The 21,333-nt window shown below is 60.6% G+C and carries 15 protein-coding genes and 1 tRNA gene; 12 read left to right on the forward strand and 4 right to left on the reverse strand.

Annotated features, from left to right (window positions below; all coding sequences use genetic code 11):
• Positions 1 to 13 precede the first annotated feature (13 nt).
• A complete protein-coding gene (locus NSND_RS14300) occupies positions 14 to 3,835 on the reverse strand; it encodes a PAS domain S-box protein (RefSeq protein ID WP_159450795.1) in 3,822 nt (1,273 codons plus the stop codon).
• 282 nt (positions 3,836 to 4,117) lie between these two features.
• Entirely contained in the window at positions 4,118 to 4,762 is a 645-nt protein-coding gene (locus NSND_RS14305; RefSeq protein WP_080879649.1) for a class I SAM-dependent methyltransferase, read from the reverse strand.
• Between the two features lie 226 nt (positions 4,763 to 4,988).
• On the opposite strand from NSND_RS14305, the gene leuS reads away from it, so the two are divergent.
• From leuS to holA, 3 genes are all read left to right on the forward strand, one after another.
• Positions 4,989 to 7,424, forward strand: coding sequence for a leucine--tRNA ligase (leuS, locus tag NSND_RS14310; RefSeq protein WP_080879650.1), 2,436 nt, complete (start codon positions 4,989 to 4,991; stop codon positions 7,422 to 7,424).
• Between the two features lie 67 nt (positions 7,425 to 7,491).
• A complete protein-coding gene (gene lptE / locus NSND_RS14315; protein WP_159450796.1) occupies positions 7,492 to 8,118 on the forward strand; it encodes an LPS assembly lipoprotein LptE in 627 nt (208 codons plus the stop codon).
• A 20-nt stretch (positions 8,119 to 8,138) separates the two neighbouring features.
• A complete protein-coding gene (holA, locus tag NSND_RS14320) occupies positions 8,139 to 9,248 on the forward strand; it encodes a DNA polymerase III subunit delta (RefSeq protein WP_080879652.1) in 1,110 nt (369 codons plus the stop codon).
• On the opposite strand, the gene rpsT is transcribed toward holA, so the two are convergent.
• Positions 9,232 to 9,507, reverse strand: a complete 276-nt coding sequence (gene rpsT, locus NSND_RS14325; RefSeq protein ID WP_080879653.1) for a 30S ribosomal protein S20 — start codon at positions 9,505 to 9,507, stop codon at positions 9,232 to 9,234. The genes holA and rpsT overlap by 17 nt on opposite strands.
• A 113-nt stretch (positions 9,508 to 9,620) precedes the next feature.
• On the opposite strand from rpsT, the gene pyrF reads away from it, so the two are divergent.
• The 8 genes from pyrF (at position 9,621) to NSND_RS14365 (ending at position 14,729) form a co-directional block, all read left to right on the forward strand.
• The gene (pyrF, locus tag NSND_RS14330) at positions 9,621 to 10,340 is read left to right on the forward strand and encodes an orotidine-5'-phosphate decarboxylase (RefSeq protein ID WP_080879654.1); all 720 of its coding nucleotides are present in this window, start codon (positions 9,621 to 9,623) and stop codon (positions 10,338 to 10,340) included.
• Positions 10,341 to 10,508: 168 nt separating this feature from the next.
• Positions 10,509 to 10,585 (forward strand) — tRNA-His (locus NSND_RS14335).
• 37 nt (positions 10,586 to 10,622) lie between these two features.
• Positions 10,623 to 10,997 carry a PilZ domain-containing protein gene (locus NSND_RS14340; RefSeq protein ID WP_080879655.1) on the forward strand — a complete coding sequence of 125 codons (375 nt, stop codon included), beginning with the start codon at positions 10,623 to 10,625 and terminating at the stop codon, positions 10,995 to 10,997.
• A gap of 163 nt (positions 10,998 to 11,160) precedes the next feature.
• Positions 11,161 to 11,505: a PilZ domain-containing protein gene (locus NSND_RS14345; protein ID WP_080879656.1), complete on the forward strand. Its 345-nt coding sequence runs from the start codon at positions 11,161 to 11,163 to the stop codon at positions 11,503 to 11,505.
• Between the two features lie 224 nt (positions 11,506 to 11,729).
• Positions 11,730 to 12,095 carry a hypothetical protein gene (locus NSND_RS14350; protein ID WP_080879657.1) on the forward strand — a complete coding sequence of 122 codons (366 nt, stop codon included), beginning with the start codon at positions 11,730 to 11,732 and terminating at the stop codon, positions 12,093 to 12,095.
• A gap of 299 nt (positions 12,096 to 12,394) precedes the next feature.
• On the forward strand, positions 12,395 to 13,696 hold the full coding sequence (locus tag NSND_RS14355) for a glycosyltransferase (protein ID WP_080879658.1): 1,302 nt from the start codon (positions 12,395 to 12,397) through the stop codon (positions 13,694 to 13,696).
• A 57-nt stretch (positions 13,697 to 13,753) separates the two neighbouring features.
• Positions 13,754 to 14,461, forward strand: coding sequence for a mechanosensitive ion channel family protein (locus tag NSND_RS14360; protein ID WP_013250693.1), 708 nt, complete (start codon positions 13,754 to 13,756; stop codon positions 14,459 to 14,461).
• Between the two features lie 46 nt (positions 14,462 to 14,507).
• Positions 14,508 to 14,729 (forward strand): hypothetical protein, encoded by a 222-nt coding sequence (locus NSND_RS14365; protein ID WP_080879659.1) that lies wholly within the window; start codon positions 14,508 to 14,510, stop codon positions 14,727 to 14,729.
• 61 nt (positions 14,730 to 14,790) lie between these two features.
• Here the strand turns inward: NSND_RS14365 and NSND_RS14370 are convergent, their stop codons facing one another.
• On the reverse strand, positions 14,791 to 15,621 hold the full coding sequence (locus tag NSND_RS14370; protein ID WP_200810539.1) for an HAD-IIB family hydrolase: 831 nt from the start codon (positions 15,619 to 15,621) through the stop codon (positions 14,791 to 14,793).
• Between the two features lie 409 nt (positions 15,622 to 16,030).
• On the opposite strand from NSND_RS14370, the gene NSND_RS14375 reads away from it, so the two are divergent.
• Positions 16,031 to 20,932 (forward strand): tetratricopeptide repeat protein, encoded by a 4,902-nt coding sequence (locus NSND_RS14375; protein ID WP_080879661.1) that lies wholly within the window; start codon positions 16,031 to 16,033, stop codon positions 20,930 to 20,932.
• Positions 20,933 to 21,333: the final 401 nt, after the last annotated feature.

Consider the following 21,333-nt stretch of genomic DNA (forward strand, 5'->3'; position numbering starts at 1 on the left):
TCCATCACGTGTCCTATTTGGCGGGATCGAGCAATTCCCGGAGCTTCTGCGCCAATTCAGTGGGGAGGAAGGGCTTCTGGATGAAGCCGGTGCCCGGTTCCGTGAGAAATGTCGGTAACACGCTCCCCTCGGCATATCCCGACATAAAGAGCACTCGTAACTCGGGCCATTGCCGACGCAGGTGCTCGGCCAAGGCCGGTCCTGTCATCTGCGGCATGACGACGTCCGTGAGCAGAATATGAATGGGGGTGCGGGCGGCGGCGACGAGGCGGAGCGCTTCCTGGCCGCTGGAGGCTTCCAGCAGGGTGTAGCCGTAATCGGACAGGGCCTGGGTGAGCAGCAACCGGACGGCATGCTGATCTTCGACCAGCAGGATGGTTTCCAGCCCGCAGTGTGGACGGGATGGAAGTGTCGGCGTGGCCGCAAGCGGCGGCGCCTCCACCAGTGGAAAGTAGAGGTCGAAGGTTGACCCCGCGCCGGGTGTGCTGTCGGCAAAGATGAACCCCTGGCTTTGTTTGACGATGCCGTAGACCGTGGCCAATCCGAGTCCGGTTCCTTTGCCTTCTTCTTTGGTGGTGAAGAAGGGTTCGAAAATATGAGACAGGGTCGTGCGGTCCATGCCCTGCCCGGAGTCGCGGATCGACAGGTGCGCATAGGCTCCCGGGAGTAATGCGGGATGGGGCACGGGGCTGTCCGGTGTAATCAGCAGGGCCTGCGTCGCCATCGTGAGTGTGCCGCCTGTAGGCATGGCATCTTTGGCGTTCACGGCCAGATTCAGTACCACTTGATCGATCTGTCCTCTGTCGGCGCGAATGGTACAGGGCCGCGAGTCAAGATTTCTGGTCAGGTTGATGTCTTCGCCGATCAACCGTTCGATCATGGAGCTGATCGACGAAAGCGCCTCGTTGAGGTCAAAGACCTGGAACGTCAACACTTGGCGCCGGCTGAAGGCCAGGAGTTGCCTGGTCAAGGCCGCCGCCCGCTGGCCGGCGGTCAGGATCTCCGTCAGCGAACGACGAAGCGGATCCTCGGCCCGCACCTGGTCCAACACGAGCGTGGCGCACCCGTTGATGACGGTGAGCAGGTTGTTGAAATCGTGGGCCACGCCGCCGGCCAAGCGGCCGATCCCTTCCATCTTGTGGGCCTGCCGGAGTTGATCTTCGAGTTGTTTGTGCTTCGTGATATCGACGAAGAATCCGATGGAGCCGACCGCCTGGCCGGTCGGACTCTGAAGTAGGCTGCCCCACATGTTCACATCCACCAGGGCTCCGTCCTTTTTCTGGCGGCACAGTTCCAGATTGCGCGGCGCGGCGCCGCTCATCACCGCCGTCCACAAGTCTTCCGACACCTTTTCCTGTCCGGGAGGCACATAAGGGAGCTCCTTGCCCAGCACCTCGTCTTTGGTCCAGCCGAAGAGGGCGGTGGCGGCGGCGTTCCAGGTGGTGACGAGGCCCGCTTGGTCCAATTCGATCATCGCCAGGGGGGACTCTTCGATGATGGTCTGAAGATGGGCGGTCGTCCGGCGCAACTCTCCGGTGCGTTCACGGACATGTTGCTCCAGCGCCTCTTGGGCTTGACGACGGTCCGACGCCTCCAGGGTCAGGGTCGCCATGGCGGCCAGGGAGGCCGCGAACGTCTGTTCCTCTGTGGTCCAGACTCTGGCCGGACCGATGTGTTCGAGGCATAACACGCCGACTACGCGACCATGCCTGCGGATCGGGGCGTCCAACATGGCCACGATGCCAAGCGGGGTAAGGTACGACGGAGTCAATTCCTTCGTGCGGGGATCGGTCTGCGCGTCATGGGCCGCGAGCGAGTAGGGTTCGGTTTCGAGCGCATGCAGGTAGGCCGGGTATTCACCGGTCGAGAGCGTGGTTCCCTGTAGATGGTGTTTGGGGGTGGCTTCGAACAGATCCTGCAGGATCAATGCGGACTGATTCTCGCCAAAGAGCCAGATGCCGGCTCGTTCGACGGCAAACGTGCTCACCGCATATTCGGTAATGACCGGGAAGGCTTGCTGCGGGTGTCCGCTGTGGATGGCCGGATCTTCCGCCAATTCATGCAGCACGGCTTGTTGTGTTTCTAATTTCCCCAAGCGCAGCCGTTCGGCTTCTTCGCGTTGTTTCCGGTCCGTGATGTCTTCCGATATCCCCAATAGATAGCGCGGCATGCCGGCCTGGTCGTAGAGGGGAAGTTTCTTGGTGTGGAGCCACCGGAGGCCATGATCCTTGGTCTGGATCGGTTCGGCCGGAATGTCCATCATCGTGCCGCCGGTCAGGACCTCGCGGTCTCTGGCGGTAAAGAATTCCGCCTGCTCAAGCGGGAAGAAATCAAGATCGTTCTTTCCCAGCAGCGCCTCTCGCGGCAGGCCGATCAGGTCTTCGCCCGCTTTATTGAACTGGACGAAGCGCAATTCTTGAGCGTCTTTTAAGAAGACCATGTGGGGAATGTGCTCGACGATGGACTCCAGGAGTTGGCGCGTCTGGGTCAGGGCATCTTCGATGCCTTTCTGTTCGGTCACGTTTTCGCACACGATGATGATATCGAACTGTCCGTCGGAGTTACGCACGGCTCGGGCGGCTTCTCGCACCCAGAGCAGGCTCCCGTCCTTGCGCATCTTCCGGAAATTCCAGCGGAGGACTTCTCCCGGCCGGCGGAGAGAGTCGGCAAAATGCTTGTCCATGCTGCCGTGGTCATCCGGGTGAACGATTCGCGCTACCGGTTGACCGATCAGCTCGTCGGCCTCGTAGCCCAATTCGGCGGCGGTGGTGGTATTGACCGTCAGCAAGGTGCCCCGGGCGTCGACGGTCAGCAACATTTCAGGGCTGCTCTCGAACAGCGCGCGGTATCGCTCCTGGCTGACGCGTAACGCTTCTTCGGTCTGTTTCCGGATGGAAATATCGCGTACCACGGCCTGGAACCCGATGACCTCCTGGTCGCGTTGCAGTAGTTGCACATTCTGTCCGACCCACAGGGTCTGTTGCGTGTGGGTGATCAGGGGGAATTCACAATAGGTGCTGGCCGTCTTCCGGAGAAATTGCCGGAGATAGAAACGTTCGGTCGGGCGGCGGTGATCGGGATGAACGAAATCCAGCGCACGATGGCCGAGCATCTCCGTCTCGTGATATCCCAGGAGCCGGATGACCGCGGGATTGATGAACGTGAAACGGCCGCTCCGGTCTGTCCGATAGATGATGTCCTGGGCATACTCCATGATAAAGCGATGGTGTTCGGTCTTGACGGTGAGGAGCAGTTCCATCTGCTCCCCTTCCTGCAGTTGCCCGGTCAGTTGATCCACCAGTTGGGCGTTGTGATATTTCAGCCGGAGGGTTTCCAGAACGGTGTTGGACGTCCGGTACGCCGTGTAGACCATGAGCAGCGAGAAGAGCATGGTGCAGATCGCCATCGGCAGGGCTTGCTCATGGTCGAGAGCGAAGAGTCGCAGGATGAGGGGTGTCAACATCGGAAGAGAGAACGACAGAAAGGCGTCGAAGCGAGCGGCTAGGGTGGACGCGGCGCCGGCTGTTATGCCTGCGAGCACGAAGGCCAGAAAAACCTGGTGGGCCGGTGAGGATTCCGGAAACAGCAACAGGGCTGAGGCGCCCCAGCCGAGCCCCGCGAGTGTCGTGCCGACCAGAAACGCCCGGTCCCAGCGTTCGATATTGACGAGCCCCGGCTTGTTGGCCCTGAACGATCGGGCGAGCCCGTATCGGCCTGCCGAGAGGATCAGATGGTACACCAGCCAGACGAGCAGCCGGTCGTGCGGGACGACATGCCAATTGACCGCGATCAGGGCGAGTGCGCAGCCGAGTCCGGCCACCAGTGCGGCCGGCATCGCCTCATAAAGAAGCGTCACCCGTTGCAAGGCGATGCTGCTGTCCCGCGCTGAATCTATGGGTTTGAATAGTGGAGAGGTCGACGGAGGCTCTCTGTCGGGAAACGACTGCGAGGAGGACATCCGGGTCACTCCCGTCTGTTGCATGGACCAATGCGAGGATCGTGCATTATACGGTGCAGTCTACAAAATTGCCGATAGGGATACAATTTTCCTGTTTCATGTCGTCACTGCTTCGGCTGGTTCCGAACGCGGTGCGAGGCCAAGGTCGTGACGAGTGTGTTAGGTGTCGAGGCTGGAATGCAGGGACGATTGTCCGTTGACGCGGGCGGTGCCGCGATACATTTCCCCGCCGACTCTCGGAACGCCGGGGAGACAATAACGATCAAGTTGTTCCAGTCGGAGACCTGCGTCGAGTACCAGTCGATCAATGCGGCGATTGAGATTGCAGCCGCAGGCCAGGCCGTGTTGCAGCGGGTTGAGTCGATCCTGCCACCGGGCGATGAGGGGATCGTCGCTGCGGCCATGCTCCAGGAACAGGAAGTGGCCATCCGGCTTCAGCACCCGGCGAATGTCGCGTAGCGCCCTCGCCGGATCCGGAATCGTGCAGAGGGTGAAGGTGCTGACCGCGTAGTCGAAGCTGGCATCGTCATAGGGCAATCGTTCGGCACTGACATGCTGAATGTGAACGGGGAACGAAGCCTGTGCCACCCGTACGGCGACTCGATCGGGCAAGAGCGGGGCGGGATCGACGGTGTGCAGAGCAGTCACGGTCGTGGGGTAGTGCGGCAGGTTCAGTCCGGTTCCGAACCCGATTTCCAGGACGACTCCATGTACCGGCGTCAGCAGGAGCCGGCGTTCGGTCTGAAACCGTTCGCCCCGGAGCACCCAGTCCATGAGTCGCGGAAAGATGTAGGTAGCGTACATCGGCGTTGGCAAAAGTCTGTGAGGTCGTGCGCGGTCGATCTTCGGCGATTGGTTGTCCCGGCATTTGAACAGGACTTGATTCCGGGATCAAGGGAGGGGGGATCCTTCGCGGTCGACTCGGTCCCTGTTTGTGCCGCCTCGTCCTTGTCGCTCCGTGCGGCGTGTGCTAGAGTCGTCCGTTCTTTCATTCAACAGGACTGGTTGCCCTGCGTATGACGATACCACAATGAGCAAGACGTACGATCATCAGGCCCTCGAATCGAAGTGGCAGACCTATTGGGAGACGCATCGCCCGTTTCGGGCGGTGGACGATCATTCCAAGCCCAAGTTCTATTGCCTCGATATGTTCCCATACCCGTCCGGGTCGGGTCTGCACGTCGGGCACTTGGAAGGGTATACCGCTACGGATATCGTATCCCGCTATAAACGGATGCGCGGCTTCAACGTGTTGCACCCCATGGGGTGGGATGCGTTCGGGTTGCCCGCGGAACAGTATGCGGTGAAAACCGGCGTGCATCCTGCCATCACCACTGCGCAGAACATTGCGACCTTTAAACGGCAAATGAAGCGCGTCGGGCTCTCCTACGATTGGGAACGCGAGCTCAGCACGACCGACCAGGACTACTATCGTTGGACCCAGTGGATCTTTCTGAAGCTGTTCGAACGGGGCCTTGCCTACGTGGCGGAAGTGCCGGTGAACTGGTGTCCTGCCTTGGGGACCGTGCTGGCCAACGAAGAAATCGTGGACGGCAAAAGCGAGGTCGGCGGGTTCGACGTCATTCGAAAGCCGATGCGGCAGTGGGTCTTGAAGATCACCGCCTATGCGGAGCGATTGCTGGAGGACCTGACCCTGGTCGAATGGCCGACCAGCACGCTCGAGATGCAGAAGAATTGGATCGGCCGGTCGATCGGCGCGGAAGTCGATTTTCCCTTGGCCGACAAGACGGGCAATTTGCGCGTGTTTACGACCCGCCCCGACACGCTCTTCGGTGCGACCTATATGGTATTGGCGCCGGAACATCCGCTCGTCGACATGGTGACGACGCCGGAGCAGCGTGCGCAGGTGACGGCCTACCGCGATGCGGCGTCCCGCAAGAGCGATCTACAACGTCAGGAACTAGACAAGGTTAAGACCGGTGTCTTTGCCGGCGGGTATGCCGTCAATCCGGTGAACCAGAAGCGCCTGCCGATCTGGATCGCCGACTATGTGCTCATGAGTTACGGCACCGGCGCGATTATGGCGGTGCCGGCACATGACGAGCGTGACTGGGCCTTCGCGACGCAATACCACCTGCCGATCCGAGAGGTGATTGAGGGTGGGGAGGTCGATAAGGCGGCGTTCGTCGAGACGGATCGGGGACGTGTCATCAACTCGACCACGCCCGATGGATCCTGCTCTCTCGATGGACTATTGCCCAGCGAAGCGATTCCAAAAATGACCGCCTGGCTCGAAACTCAGGGCAGGGGTAAGAAGACGATCAATTACAAACTCCGTGACTGGCTCTTTGCCCGGCAGCGTTATTGGGGCGAGCCCTTTCCGATTGTATGGGTCGACGGCGAGCCCCGTCCCTTGCCCGAGGAGCAATTGCCGCTCCCATTGCCTGAGACCAAGAATTTCAAACCCTCCGGCAGCGGCGAAAGCCCCTTGGCGAATCTCCACGACTGGCTGGAGACGTCGGATCCTGTCACCGGCAAACCGGCGCGACGGGAGACGAATACCATGCCGCAGTGGGCCGGGTCCTGCTGGTATTACTTGCGGTTCATCGATCCGAAGAATGCCATGCAGATGGTCGATCCGGCGAAGGAGCGCTACTGGATGCCGGTGGATCTCTACATCGGCGGCAGCGAACATGCGGTGCTGCACCTATTGTATAGCCGGTTCTGGCACAAGGTCTTGTTCGATGCCGGGGTGGTCAGCACGCCGGAACCGTTCAAGAAGCTGGTGCACCAGGGCATTGTGTTGGGCGAAGACAATCAGAAGATGTCCAAGTCGCGCGGCAATGTGGTGAACCCGGACGAGATGATCGACCAGTTCGGGGCCGACGCGGTGCGGCTCTATGAAATGTTCATGGGTCCGCTCGAATCGATGAAGCCCTGGAGTACCCGCGGCGTGGAGGGGATCACACGCTTTCTCGATCGGGTCTGGCGGCTGATGGTCGGCGACGAGGGCTCGTTGAGCCAGGCAGTCACGGATGCCGAGCCGGCGCCTGAACAGCTGCGGCTGCTCCATTACACCATTAAGAAAGTCACCGACGATATCGACGCCTTACGCTTCAATACGGCGATCGCGCAGATGATGGTGTTCACGAACGAGATGACGAAACTGGAGCAGCGGCCGCGCCGCCTGCTGGAACCGTTTGTGTTGTTGCTCTTGCCGTTTGCGCCGCATCTGAGTGAGGAGTTGTGGGAACGTCTCGGTCAACAACCGAGCGCCGGCCAGCAGCCATGGCCGCAGTTCGATCCCGCGTTGGTGGTCAGCGACCGGCTGACGATCCCGATTCAGGTGAACGGAAAGCTCCGGGGAAAACTCGAGGTCGATGCCGGGGCTTCACGCGAGCAGTTGGAGCCTCTGGCTAAGAAAGAAGTGGCTGAATGGCTGCAGGGGAAAGAGCCGAAGAAGGTCATTTACGTCGAGAAGAAATTGATCAACTTCGTGGTGTGATGCCGTGCGCCAGCCTGAACGTTACAGGAACAACGCAGCACGTGTCGGCCCGGAGCCTCCTGGCCGCGTGGCGTGGCTGATTATTTTCTTTGTGTTGAGTGTCTCGCTCCCCGGCTGCGGCTATCAGTTTCGTGTGCAGGGCGCCGGTCCCACCGTCGGCGGCGCGCCGGAGACAGCGACGACGCGGCCGCACGCGCCACGCCTGGCCATCCTTCCTATTGCCAACAGTACCTACGAGCCGAACTTCGAGGTCAAGCTCGCCAATTACCTGCGTCGGGAGTTCTCGGCTGGAGCCGGGGCGGAAATCGTGGGCCCTTCGGCCGGGGCCGATCTCTATCTGTCCGGACAGATCATGCAGATCACGCTGCCGACCTTGAGTTTCGACCAGACCACGACATTTGAGAGCCGGGTGGAAATGCTCGTGAGCGTGAGGATCGAAGAGGCCAAAACGAAAAAGGTCGTCTGGTACCAGGTTGCGAAGGGAACCTCTGAGTTTTTTCTGACCCAGGATCTGCAATTCAATCGGGTGCTGCAAAATCGGGCGTTGGAGCAAGCAGGCCGGTTCGTCGCGGAAGACCTGGCCTCACGATTCCTGCTCTTTCTGGATACGGGCGAGTTGGACAAGGCACTGAAGCGTCCGGTGAAAGCTGAGGTCGCTCCGGCCGGCGGGACACCGCCTTATGGGGCCCGATAATTGATGGAGAGTTTCTGCGGATGAGCGCTTCAGTGATGAGTCTGGAATTGCCCCAATCCCTCGCGCGCAGCGGGGTGATGCCGCTGTATGCCGTGGTCGGCGAAGAAGACTATCTCCGGGACCAGTCCGTGGCCGCGTTGCGCGCCGCAGCTTTGGGCCCGGCGGCGGATACCGGATTCAATTACGATATTTTTCACGGCGACGACTGCTCGGTTGAGGATGTGTTGGCCTGCGCGGCCGAAATTCCGGTGTTCGCCGAACGCCGCGTGGTGGTCTATAAGTCGGTGGAAAAACTCCCGGCCCGAGAAGGGGAAAAACTCCTCTCCTATTTCGCCGCTCCGAATGACACAACGACGTTGATCGTGGTGGGTGTCAAGATGGATGGACGGATGAAATGGACCCAAGCCTTGACGAAAGGGGCGGTGACGGTCAATTGCGCCCCGCTGCGCGATGCGCAGCTGTCGGCGTGGATTCGCCAGGAAGCGGCGGCGCTGGGTGTGCGCATCCACGAGGAGGCGACGCAATTGCTCAAGGAGGTGGGGAACGAGTCGCTCTACGCGGTGAAGCGGGAGTTAGAGAAGCTCGCCGCCTATGTGCCGCCAGACCGAACCGTGCAATCGGCGGATGTCGAGGCGTTGAGAGGGACGGAGTCCGGTGCATCCGTCTTCGACCTCATGAGCGCCATCGGTGCGCACGATCATGGATGGGCGTTACGGATCCTTGCGCGAAATCTTGAGAATGGAGAGGCTCCGCTCCGGATTCTCGGTGCCTTGGTCTGGCAATACCGACGGCTGTGGAAAATGAAAGAGCAGCTCAAAGCAGGCGGTCGGGAAGGGGAAGCGGCCAGGACGTTACGGATGGACCCATCCCGGGTGCGCGGGTTTCTGGCGCAATTCTCAGACGTGCAACTGACGCACACGTTTCGCTGGTTCTTGGAAACCGACTCGAAGCTCAAAGGCGGGAGTGGAAGCGCCCCTGTTCGGGTGATGGAAGATCTCTTGTTCCGACTCTGTGGCCAGCCGTCGAAATCAGCATCATCCGCAGCGCGGGTGCAGCCGGCACCACCGGTCCCGCGCCCGTCGGGTTCGAGACCGGTGTCGAATGTCAGAACCGTTACGCGGAAGCGGTGATTGCGTTCACACGCACGGTGAGCCGGGAGACTCGGCGCGAGGCCGTGTTGGGCTTCAAGACACCTTTGGTGACCGCTTTGCTCAACGCTGAAGTGGCTTCCCGCAGGGTGGCCTTGGCTTCATCCGGCTTCTTGGCCGTGATCGCATCCTGAACCTTGCGGAGGATGCTCCGGACCGAGCTGATGGTGGAGCGGTTGCGCAAACGACGCTTCTCAGATTGACGGGCACGGCGAATCGTGGATTTGTGGACAACAGGCATACGGATTCTCCTACGTTCAAAGCTTGAGCTTGTAGCATAGGATGAGAAGAGAGGTCAAGGACACTGAAAGGAGTCAGCCGAGCCCAGAGGCAACCCGGGGTAACGGCGTACACATGATGACACGGATTGATGCACGAGATCGGTTGATTGTCGCGCTGGATGTTCCCTCCGCGGCGGAAGCGGATGCGCTGGTGGCTCGCATGGGAGACCAGGTGCGATTTGTGAAAGTCGGCCTGGAGTTGTACACGGTGGCGGGGCCGGACATTGTCCGGAAGCTGGTGGACCGTGGGAAGCGGGTATTCCTTGATCTCAAGTTCCTCGATATTGAAGAAACCGTCCGGCGTGCGACGGCCCGGGTCGCCGCGATGGGTGCCACCTTTCTGACCGTCCATGCGAATCGAAAAGCGTTGATTGCGGCGGTGCAGGGACGGGGATCGTCCGATCTCAAACTGCTGGCGGTGACGGTGCTGACCAATTTCGACGGGGAAGATTTGCGGGAAATGGGCATTCAGCGAAGCGTGCAGGATTTGGTGACGGCGCGGGCCATGCTCGCGGCCGAAGTGGGCTGCGACGGCGTGGTGGCGTCGGGAGAAGAGCCGCAGGCGATTCGTGCCAAGGTGGGACCGGATCTGGTTATCGTGACCCCCGGGGTCAGGCCGGCAGGAAAAGGGACGGATGATCATGCGCGGGTGACGACGCCGACCCAGACCATTGCAGCCGGGGCCGACTATCTGGTGATCGGTCGTCCTATTCGCGATGCTCAGGATCCTCCTGCCGCCACGGCGGCCATCCTGGAAGAAATGCAAGCGGCCTTCGATCGCCGGGGGCGTTGACGGTCAAGTCCCAAGTTGATTTCGTCCATGCGACCGGGGATACAGAATGCGTCGCGACTTCGCCCGGCCATTCTACGCAGCAAAAGCTGAGTCAGGGTGAGGTCTCGGGGCGGTTGCGACTGTTCTTCGGGGTTTGTTAAGATGCGCGTTCCTCGTTAACCTGGTGTGGTGGGTGTAGCTCAGCTGGTTAGAGCGCCGGATTGTGGATCCGGAGGTCGCGGGTTCGAAACCCGTCACTCACCCCAACGTCTGCGGATACGGATCACTCGAGCGGGTAGCCAAATGACCGGTGGCAACAAACAGGTCGCTCCATTGGCCCCGCGCTCCTCGCCGGCTCCGGTCGCCACGACATTTCAGTTGCGGTCCTTTCGTCGTTTTTCCATTCAGTGTTCTGTGTATTACTCCAGCGATGCGCTCCAGGGAACCGGCGTCGCCTGGAACCTCTCCCTCAATGGGTGGCGTATCGACGGGACACATCCGGTCGAGCCCGGAACGGTCGTGACCCTCTGCGTGTTTCTTCCCGACCAGCATCCCACCGTGTTTATAGACCGCGCAGTCGTGCGGTGGTCGCGTGGGCAGGAATTCGGGATTGAGGTGAATGAGATCAAGGCCGATGAGCATGCTCGCCTCGAACAGTTCGTCACGGCCTTAGTCTGACCGCTGCCCTTCTCCATTTATCTTTTTCCGATCTATGAGATTGCGAAGCGGGACTGCCTGCCCTGACGAGAAACTGAATATTCTTGGCCATCCCCAGCGAGTTGAGTAGACTGAGTCGTCGCGAGGCTGAGACGGCATCGAGCCCTCTCCCTCGCCGGAAATCATGGCTAAGTCACAGACATCTCGTTCCCATTCCCGTGTGCCCGTCAGCTGCTTCCTCTATTATCTCGGGGAGGGCCTGGTCGGAACCGGCAAGGTGTGCGATCTTTCGGTCAAGGGCTGGCGGATCGACGGGGATAAGCCGGTCACGGTCGGCATGAAACTCACGTTGCGCGTCTTTTTGCCTGACCAGCCGAAGGCGATTGATGTAGATGGGGTGACGGTTCAGTGGGTGCAAGGCCGTGTCTTTGGGCTTGAAACCGTCAGGATGAGCGCTACCGCCCAAGCACGCATTCACAAATTTGTGGAGTCAGTGCTCAAGGAGTCGGGATCTTCACGAGTTGCGTGACTCCTTAATCGTTTATCGGTTATTCGGCTCTCCGACCTAGTCTGGGTCCGGTTCGCAGCAACAGCTCTCGTTTCCGTTCCCTCTTCCTTCCGTTTCGCCGGCGATACTACGAACCTCTCTGAGCAGGATAAAAACGATCGGGCCGGAGCGCCCCCACCTTTCGGGGACTATCAGGCTATTCGTTGTTTTTCATATTCTGCCGAGGCGTTTGCTTGGAGGAATGGATGGAACAACAGAATCGCCCGCGTTTTATCGTCGAGTGTACCGGATCACGCTCCGAAGATGGTTTGTTGGTGTGGAACGGCCGGATGCTCGATCTCTCGATTCCGGGATGGTCACGGACTGGACTCAAAGGATTGCAAGCGGGAGACTTACTCCAACTGCATTTGCATATTCCGGGGCAGCCCAGGCCCCTCTCGGTGAGGCTGGCGACGATCCGCTGGGCCAGCGAGTCGAAGCTGGGGGTCGATCCCATTCTTATGGATGCCGATGACCAACTCCGTTTGAACGACTTCGTCAGCGCCCATGACACCACTCCTCCGTTCAGTACGGATCGGAAAGAACAGATCGTCATTTCCGACGCCGGATAGCCGATTCGAATGTTCCTCCGCTTGTCCTCGCTCTTCTTCCTTACCTGCCGGCTCGTGATTCTGCGTACATGCGCCTTGTGTCATCGAGGTCTGCCGCCTATCGGGCTGCTGTGTTGGTGAAATGTGTGAGCGAGATGCGGAAGGTGGTCAAGCGGCGTGGCGGCAGGATTGCTTGACATCATCGGGCAAGATGGTGTCTCTTAGCGAAGACACGTTGTTACACACACCAGCCTTTCGCCGGTCCAGCTCGGTCATGTCATAGATGGTTTGCCAGGGCGGAGGCGTGCGAGACTTGACGTATGACGCCTGGCCCCCAACTTCCCGATGCGACCCATACCACCCCACTGACGCCCGAAACGGAGGCGCAGGTCGACCAATTCGCCCATACGGATATTTTGGTCGGGATTCCCAGCTTCAACAATGTCGAAACCATCGGGCATGTCGTCAAGGCGGTGAGCGCCGGCCTGGCCAAGTATTTTCCGGAAGCCCGCGCCGTATTGGTGAATTCGGACGGCGGCTCGACCGACGGGACGCAGCAGGTGGTTTCGCAGGCCGTCGTCGATCTCAAGACCCTCTTCATCGGCGATCAGCAGAGCTCGCTCCACAAGATCATCACGCCGTATCACGGCATTCCCGGTAAGGGGAGCGCCTTTCGCACGATTTTTGAAATTGCGCGTCGCTTGAAAGCCAAGGCCTGTGCCGTCGTGGACTCGGATCTGCGGAGCATCACCCCGGAATGGATTGAGTTGCTGGTGAGCCCGGTGTTTGAGCAGGGGTTCGACTACGTCGCGCCCTATTATCTGCGGCACAAGTATGACGGGACTATCACCAACAGCATTGTGTATCCGCTGACGCGAACCCTCTATGGTCATCGTATCAGACAGCCCATCGGCGGCGATTTCGGTTTTTCCGGCCAGTTGGCCCAGCACTATCTCGACAAGCATGTGTGGGAATCGGAAGTGGCCAAGTTCGGCATCGACATCTGGATGACGACGGAAGCGATCGCCAGCGGAGCGCGCGTCTGTCAAAGCTTTCTGGGCGCGAAGATCCACAACCCCAAAGATCCGGCGGCGGACCTGTCGGCGATGTTGGTGCAGGTGCTGGGCGCCGTGTTCGCGCTGATGGAAGATCACTATGCGGTGTGGGGCAAGACGGATGGCTCGAATGCCGTACCGTTGTTCGGGTTTCAATACGAGGTCGGGGTCGAGCCGGTCAACGTCAATGTCGATCGGATGATCAGCACCTTTCGGCAGGGCCTGAGTGATCTGGGGACGATTTGGGATCAGATTCTCGCTCCCGGCACCAGACAGAGTCTGAGGCCGTTGGGAACCTGTTCGGCGCAAGACTTTCGTATTGCCGACAATCTGTGGGCACGGGTCGTGTATGACGCCGCCGTGGCCTACCGCAATCGCGTGTTGCCGCGCGACCATGTCTTGAAGGCCTTCACTCCCCTGTACCTGGGGCGAACCGCTTCGTTTGTGTTGGATACCCAGGGGCTCACATCGAGCGAGGCCGAGGGCCGCATCGAAGCCTTGTGCCAGGCGTTTGAAAAGGATAAGTCCTATCTGGTGGCGCGCTGGAATGAGCCACATGCAGGGTAATGCGCGCAACTCGATCCATCTGAAGGCAGGCTGCAGTAGAGGCCGGAGGAGGGAAGTATGAAAGAATTTTTTGAGAAGGGGCTACTCGATCCCCTGGAGTTGATGGCGCGGCAGGTGCTTGCGGTGTTACCGAGCCTGTTGGCGATGTCGATCATTTTCTTCGCGGGATTGGTGGTCGCGTGGACCGCCAGTCAGGCGCTGGAGCGGTTGCTGCGGGTGGTCGGGCTGGATCGATTGTTCGATCGACTGGGAGTGACGGGCGCATTGCTGCGCGGAGGGGTCAAAACCGATCCGTCACGTCTGGTGGGGCAAGCGGCCTATTGGTTGGTTATGATTTTCGCGACCGTCGCCGCCTTGGGTGCGCTCAATCTCCAGCCGATCAACGATTTCGCCAAGTCGTTCCTGGCGTATGTGCCGCATCTCGTGACGGCGGGTCTCATTCTCGTCGCCGGTTGGTTATTATCCAACTTTGTGTCCCAGGCGGTTCTGATCGCCGCCGTCAATGCAGGGTTGCCTCCGGCGCGACTGGTGGCGACCTGCTCGCGATGGGGGATTCAACTGTTGGCGGTCGCCATGGCGCTTGAGCAACTCGGGATCGCCCAGAATATCGTGGTGGTGGGATTCGGCATTACACTCGGTGGGCTCGTCATGGCCGGGGCGATTGCATTCGGCCTGGGCGCCAAGGATTTGGCCAAAGACTATCTTGAGCGCGGGCTTTCGATCCGCACGCGGGACGGGGCGCCTGATGACTTGCGCCATCTCTAGGCAACCGCTGTTTCGACACCTAACATATAGCTGGTAAGGATCTAGCGTGACCGATAAAATTTCAGATGTCGATGCTGAGGCCAAGGCGCGGCGCTGGCTGGGCGGCGAAGCGGCCGTGCCCCGTTACCCGCACCGGCGCCAGAGCCCGTTCGTGTTCAACCGCTCGCTTGTGGGCCTTGTGGCGTTTGCGGTCGGACTAGGGTTTGCCGGTGGGCTTCTGGCAGGTCTCCAGTGTCGGCGTCGTCCTCCTGTCTCTGCGAAGGAGTAACCATGAGTCGACCATTGCAGCGTTGGTGCCGGGTGGTTCGGGAGTGCCGATCCGCTGATCGTCAAAGGGTCGGCAACAGATCCATGAGGCTTCGGTTCCATCCGACAGGCCCCACCCCTTCGGCGCGGGTGAGGTGGGGAAACTGCACGTCCGAATCGTAGGAACCGTCCGGCTTCCGGACGAGGATGGGGTAGGTCACTGCTTCCAGCATGGGAAGGTCGTTCAGACTATCCCCAATGCCCACGGTGATCAGGGCGCGTCCTTCCTGCTGTGCGCGCCGCTCGTACCAGGCAATGAGTCGCCGGCTCGCAACCCCTTTATCGTTTCCTCCCATCAAATGATAGAACCGGCCTCCTCGGGTCCAGCGCAAGCCGCGTGTTGCCGCCGCTGCTGACAAGCGGTTCCAGACCATCCCATTCGATTCCACAACAACCGGCTCATCGTATTCCCGTTGGGTGGCCAGCAGAGTCTCCGCAGGAGACAGCCCCGTGAGGTCTGACACCTCTTCGAGAGAGAGATCCCCGAACCCTCGCAAGCGACAGCCCAGATCCCCCCCGATTTCTTTCAGGGCCGTCCTGAGCCGGACATAGGGGGTGCCGATTTCGACCACCTCGTAGTCCCCGCGGGGTGCGGCCTGCTCCAAAGGAAATGGGAAATAGCCCATGGGGATGAACAACGCTCCGCCGTTTTCGACGATAAAGGGATGGCGATTGTCCAGGCGAAGTCGCAGCGGCTCCATTTCCGATCGGGTCTTGCTCGAAACCAGGATAAGCGTTGCACCCAGGGTCTGAATGGCAGAGAGGGCGCCCGTGGCTGCCTCGTAGGAATAGGTGGTGGCGTCGAGCAGGGTTCCGTCGAGGTCCGTAAGGATGAGGATGTGGGCCTTGGTCAAGGAGTCCTCCTTGATCACAGTATACGAACCCCCGGAGATGGATAACACATCATTCTCGGACAGTCAGTGCTCCCGTCTGCCGACGGTGGCGACTTCCAGACTGTGTGTCAGAACCGGCACAGGAGAATTCCTAATCAAGATCGTGCCCGGTAATGCCGAAAAGGATAGACACATGGCTGTGTCGGAGAGCTGGGTGACGTTATCCAGGTAAACGGCAGGCATTCCACGGTCATCACCGCATCATGGCTCAGAAGAGGACCATGTAGTGGCCAAGGCACTTCCCTTGCTTTCCCCCGAATGGTGCAGTTGTTCAAGGCGGTGGATTGCCCGGTTGGGATAGTCCCTGCTGGCATTCTAGTCATGGAGTCATGCGGCGCGAGAAATGTCTGTAACTTTATAGGTTTATACAGTGCGATCTGATAAGAAATCTCCTCTCAAGTCAGACAAAAAAGTCCCTCCGAAGGTCCAGAAAAAGGGGAGCATCGGCTTTAACAAAAAGTCGGCGCTTCTCGAAGATGCCATTACACAAATGAACGCCGGCAAGTACGGCCGGGCGTCCTCCGCGTTGAAAGACCTGCTCGCGCTTGACCCGCTCAACGCGGAAGCCCGGCGCCTCTTCGCCACTCTCCATCTGCGGCTCGGCAGTCTCATGAGCGCCAGGACGGCGTTCGAATCGCTGGCTCGGGAAGCGATGGAGCGGCAGGACTATTGGTTGGCGGAGTCGCTCTTGCGGGAATATCTGACGGCGGGACCCCGCTATGTTCCTTTCCTGGAGATGCTGGGCCGTGTCTACGAGGAAAAGGGCGACGTCATGGCGGCGGTGGCTGAGTACGGCAAGGCGGTGGAGGTGTTGCTGGAAGATCCGGACACCGACCATCCGAACCGGGCCAGCGATCTCTTTGTGCGGATTCGTTCCCTGGCCCCGGGAAGTCCGGTGGCCTTTCGTTTCGCGGCCATGTTCGACACGGTAACCGGGCAGGTCCTGCAGGTTACTCCCCAGCCTCCTGTGGTCGATTCTATCAACGAGACCGCTCACGCCCCGGCACTGATCGAGACTCCCCCTGTTACAGACTCTGCGGTGGTCATGCCTTGGGAGCAAATGGAGACGGCCTCCAGTGATGTCCCACGCCAACAGGAGATTCAGGTCTCGGCGGTCGAGCAGTCCCCTGAGGTGATTGCTTTCACCACCACCTCCTCGACGCTGGAGGCGGTGACAGAAGATCTGCTGCAGGCCAAGCCAGAGGAGTCACTGTCGGTTACGCTGCCCGTCGATTCGCCACAGGAGTCGGAGGTTCAACCTCAATCTGAGTCTTCAGTTTCAGCCGTTACCTCGGCGGTGGAGTCGGTGCAGGCTGCCGGTGAAAGTGATCCTCCTGTCTTAGAGGTCGATCCTGCTTCGATAGAGTCGGCCGAAATAGCTTCTGCATCGGTTGCCGAGGTGTTCACCCCCACGATGGACGCGTCGGCGAAAACCGGTCCCGACTCGGTCGCTACACTGTCGGCACACTCCGCGCCGATGCCCTGGGACCAAGTGGAAGAGGCCGCTGGGATCATTCCTCCGCAGCCAGAGGGACCGGCGGCGACGCCGGCGGACATTGCTCCTCCCCCTTCGGGAGAGGTGGGCCTCACGCCATCAGTGGCCGAGTCGCCAGCTCCGTCGATTGAGGTCCTCACGCAGTCCAGTGGGCACCCGATTGCCACAGCACCGGCGAGCCCTGCCCCCATGCCTTGGGACCAGATCGAAGAGGTTGCGGTCGTAATCCCCTCGCCACCGTCGAGTCCGGAACCGGTCATTGTTGACGCCGAGTCGTTGCCGCCAACGCAGAGCGAGGTCTCAACGCTGCCGCTGGCCGAATTAGCTCCATTCCAACCTGTCGAACCTGAACCGCCGGCTGCCGCCGCTCCGATGCCGTTCGAAGAGATGGACCTTGAGGCACCAGTGTCTGAGCCCATCGCGCCGACGATCGAAGTGCTCACGCAGGTCAGTAGCCATCCTATTGCCCAAGCGCCGACAAGTCCTGCGCCGATGCCCTGGGATCAGATCGAAGAAGCAGCGGGTGCTGTGGATCCGCGCACTGAGACCCTGATGGAGCCTGGAACGGACGAGGTTGAGAAGGCGATCGAGTCTCCTGCGCCAAACCAGGCGGCCGAGGTCAGTCAGGCCGCGGAGTCGGTTTCTTCATCGCGTCCTTCGGAACTCACCTCATCGGGACTCTCATGGGAGGAAATTCTTGCGGCTGTGGCGGCCATGCAAACGTCTCCTGCGCCCGCTCAGACGCTTTCGGATGGTGAGCAGAAGCCTGCGTCCGATGCTGCGGTACAGGAGCAGACGGCTGGCGCTCTCACGGCTCCGCCAGCTCCTCCAGAGGAAGAGTCACCCTTGTTCGAGGCGACGGTCCCGGACATTCCGGCTGATCAGGCCGGTGCAGCCACAACCTTGTCGGCGCCCATGCCATGGGAACAGATTGAAGTGGACGATGTCACGATTCCGCGCCAGGAGCCTGAGCCAGAATTTGGCCCGGCCTTTGCCGAGGGTGTCGTGGCAGTACAGGACTCCACGGTGGCGTGGCCTGCAGCGCCAGACGTGACTGAGGCAACGGTTGCTGGAGAGGCTTGTTTGGCTGAGACCGTCGCTGATCGCCCTGTGGAGCCTATTGCCACAGTGACCGCTGAATTGCGGATTCTCTCCCCGGATGCTCCGACCAAGGCGCCTGAGGATTCTATTCGTATTCCAGTCGAGCCCTACAAGGCGGTCGAGGTGCCGACTCCGGACACCGTGCCTGAAGCTGAACAACCGGCCGAATCCACGATCGATCGAGCGGTGGAAGCTCCGTTGCGTCTGGCCGACAGTGAGTCGGTTGTCGCCACGAGTTTAGAGGAACCACCTCCTGCTTCAGTCGAACCGGTGACGGAGTTTGCCATTGCCGTCAACACCGACGTGACGCCGATGGAACCGGAGCAGGTCACCGTCGAAGAGCCTCAGGCACCGGTCGGCGAGGCGGTTGCGGAACTGCCGTCGGAGCCAGTCCTGCCGGTGGAGCAGCCCGCGGAGATTCTCCGCGCACAGGAGGTCAGAGTCGAGCTTGCGCCGGAGGCGCTCGCGGAGAGTCGTGTTCCTGCCGCCACGCCTTCCCTAGCGGACGAGAAGCCGGTTGCGGGAGCCGAGCCGGTTGCACCGGATGCCCCCTTGTCGCCGGTTGTTCTGGGGGTGACACCTCAAGCAGAGCCGGAGATGGCGTTGACCGATCAGGAGCCATCCTCTCCATCAGCGGCTGAGGCTCGTGAAGTTGACACGGTTCCCATAAGCGAATCCATTGTTCCTCCGGTGGAGGCATCGCTCAATCCGGTCGCGCCGTCTCCCGAAGCAGCCTCACTTCCGCCGAGTCCTCTGCCGATCATTGTCGCAACGGAGGAACCGGTTTTGCCTCCGGTCGAGCCAACGCAAGCGGCGGTCGTCTCTCCATCGCCAGAACTCGTGGAGGCACCTGCTGAGTCTGTGGCTCCTTCGGAGGAGCAGGCGCCGCCTCCAACGGCTCAGGTGGTTTCTCCGCCCGACGCGGGTGAGGGGTTGCGGATTCTGTGGGATGACACGTCGTCTAAGCCGACTCCGAGCGCCTCAACCGGGAACATGCTGACACGCTGGCTCAAGAAGCCCGCAGAACCCGTTCTGGCTGAAGTTGCTGAAGCCACTCCCCCAGCGACCATTCCCGATGAAGCCCCGACTCTTGTTCCCGCCTTGTCTGTCGAGCAACAGGAGCCCGCCGTTGTGGCGGTGGAACGCCCGCACGACGAACAGGAAACTGTGGCGCCTATGCCCGTGGACGCGCCCGTTGCTCGCCCCAAGCCGAGTCAGCCTGTCGGCGCCGGCGCGTGGACTCGAATGGGCGAGCTGGTGGCCTCTCTGGTTGGAGCCGGGGTGTCGACGACCCAATCGTTAGTCGTCATGGTCTTGGCGCTGGTCGGGCTCACGCTGGTACTGATCGGCGGAGCGGTCGGTGTGGTCGCACTGACATGGCTGGTCCTGGAGGAGCAGCCCAGCGCGGCCTATCGCACCATGACGTCGGTACCGCAACGTACATTGCAGGATTCCAGCAAGAACGGATATGTCCTTCTCCTTGGATTCGGTGCAGCGGCGTCTCAGGATCCTGTGCAGGCCGGGATGGACCGGCGCGTTGAGGGGGCCGATCGTGCCTATGCCCACGCTTGCCTGACCGGTGAGGGAGTATCATCCGGCGGGGATCAGGGGGCTTCGGCGGAGTTGGCGGGCAAGTGGATGAAGACTGCCGATCCGGCGGCGCAGATGCGCGCGGAGGCGACGGGTGTGAAGGGATGGGCATCCCGGGCCGAGGTCAGCATGGGCCGATACCGGCAGTGGTTGACGAAGCCCTTTGAAGACTGGGGCTATGGACAATCGATCACCCCGAACTGTGGTCTGATTCTCCATGCCCATCGACTCTATATCGCCGAGGGGTTTGCGCAGGATGTCGAGGCCGGGGTCACACGACTTGAGACCGATCTGACGGCCTGGCGGACGGTGTTGGGGCAGGCCAAGACGCTGCCGGTAAAAATGCTGGCCAGTGCTGCGATGAATGATGACATTGTGGTCATGAGCGGACTCTTGCTCCGGCCTGAACTTGACGACCGGTTCGTCAGCCGATTGGCCAAACTCGCCCGGCCGCTTGAACAGGCAGAGCAGTCGGTCCGTTGGCCGATGCAGAGTCAGTTCGTGCTGGCCACCAAGACGCTGGACGAAGCGGTGAGCGAGGACCGGTCCGATGCCCGACCGTTCTACGGCTCCGTCGCGGCCGCGTTGCCGTTGCCGAAGCAGCGCCGGTTCAACGCCTATGCGCAATATTATGAAGCCGCGGGCAAGGCTGCTGCAGAGGGGCGGTACACCGATTTGCCGAAACAGTCTCAGTTCGTGCACGCGCCCCCGTATGGGCTCGGGGACATCGTGATGAATCCCATTGAAAGCCTCGTCGGGGTGGATCCCCTTCCGACATGGGAGACCTACGCAGGTCGAGTGCTGGAAACGGATGCGCGCTTACGGCTGGCATCCCTGCAGGCCTGGTTACGCCGGACACCACCGGAACAGGACCTGCTCACCAGAATTGCCAAGGCGGGGCAAGGCGTCTACGACCCCTTCACCGGTTTCCCCATGCTGGTGAATATGAAGAAGGGCGTTCTCTATAGTGTCGGCCAGGACTTGAAGGACAATGAAGCACAGGATCGGTTCGACCTGGTGGCGCCAATTCCCTCGGTCGCATGGGCCGGTGGAAAGCGGCCTGCAGACGCCGATAAATCCAAGTAACCCGATCCCTTCAACCACATTCTGGACTGCTGCTGACCCTCCCTCCCACCTTCCCTTTTTCTGCCCGGTCAACCGGAAGCATCCTGGTGCGTTGTCCTCTCCTAGCCCGGACTATTCATGAATACCTGCTCCGGCGTCCGATCCTCTCGCCCGGCGAGGGTTTTCTCGTTCGGCCTCCTCGACGGACTGCGAGTACGCCTGCGTCGGCCTCACGTGCGAGCAGCCTCGGCGGGCTTCCGTCTCGAACGCCTCGCGACGGCATTCATGAATAATCCGGGCTAGTCGGTTTGGATGCGGTTTTCCAAAAGGGGGAGAGGGTGTGACTATCCACAGACGAGAAGAGGGGATGGTCGGCGATGCCATGGTGCATTGCCTGCCTTTCCTTGATTTCACGGTCGTTC

The sequence above is a fragment of the Nitrospira sp. ND1 genome, from assembly GCF_900170025.1.
Classification (GTDB): domain Bacteria; phylum Nitrospirota; class Nitrospiria; order Nitrospirales; family Nitrospiraceae; genus Nitrospira_A.

Excerpts from the sequence above, each read along its gene's own strand:
- NSND_RS14300 (WP_159450795.1), bottom strand. The coding sequence starts at position 3,835 with ATGCCGGCCGCACTGGTGGCCGGACTCGGCTGCGCACTCGCCCTGATC.
- NSND_RS14305 (WP_080879649.1), bottom strand. The coding sequence starts at position 4,762 with ATGTACGCTACCTACATCTTTCCGCGACTCATGGACTGGGTGCTCCGG.
- leuS (WP_080879650.1), top strand. The coding sequence starts at position 4,989 with ATGAGCAAGACGTACGATCATCAGGCCCTCGAATCGAAGTGGCAGACC.
- holA (WP_080879652.1), top strand. The coding sequence starts at position 8,139 with ATGAGCGCTTCAGTGATGAGTCTGGAATTGCCCCAATCCCTCGCGCGC.
- rpsT (WP_080879653.1), bottom strand. The coding sequence starts at position 9,507 with ATGCCTGTTGTCCACAAATCCACGATTCGCCGTGCCCGTCAATCTGAG.
- pyrF (WP_080879654.1), top strand. The coding sequence starts at position 9,621 with ATGATGACACGGATTGATGCACGAGATCGGTTGATTGTCGCGCTGGAT.
- NSND_RS14340 (WP_080879655.1), top strand. The coding sequence starts at position 10,623 with ATGACCGGTGGCAACAAACAGGTCGCTCCATTGGCCCCGCGCTCCTCG.
- NSND_RS14345 (WP_080879656.1), top strand. The coding sequence starts at position 11,161 with ATGGCTAAGTCACAGACATCTCGTTCCCATTCCCGTGTGCCCGTCAGC.
- NSND_RS14350 (WP_080879657.1), top strand. The coding sequence starts at position 11,730 with ATGGAACAACAGAATCGCCCGCGTTTTATCGTCGAGTGTACCGGATCA.
- NSND_RS14355 (WP_080879658.1), top strand. The coding sequence starts at position 12,395 with ATGACGCCTGGCCCCCAACTTCCCGATGCGACCCATACCACCCCACTG.
- NSND_RS14360 (WP_013250693.1), top strand. The coding sequence starts at position 13,754 with ATGAAAGAATTTTTTGAGAAGGGGCTACTCGATCCCCTGGAGTTGATG.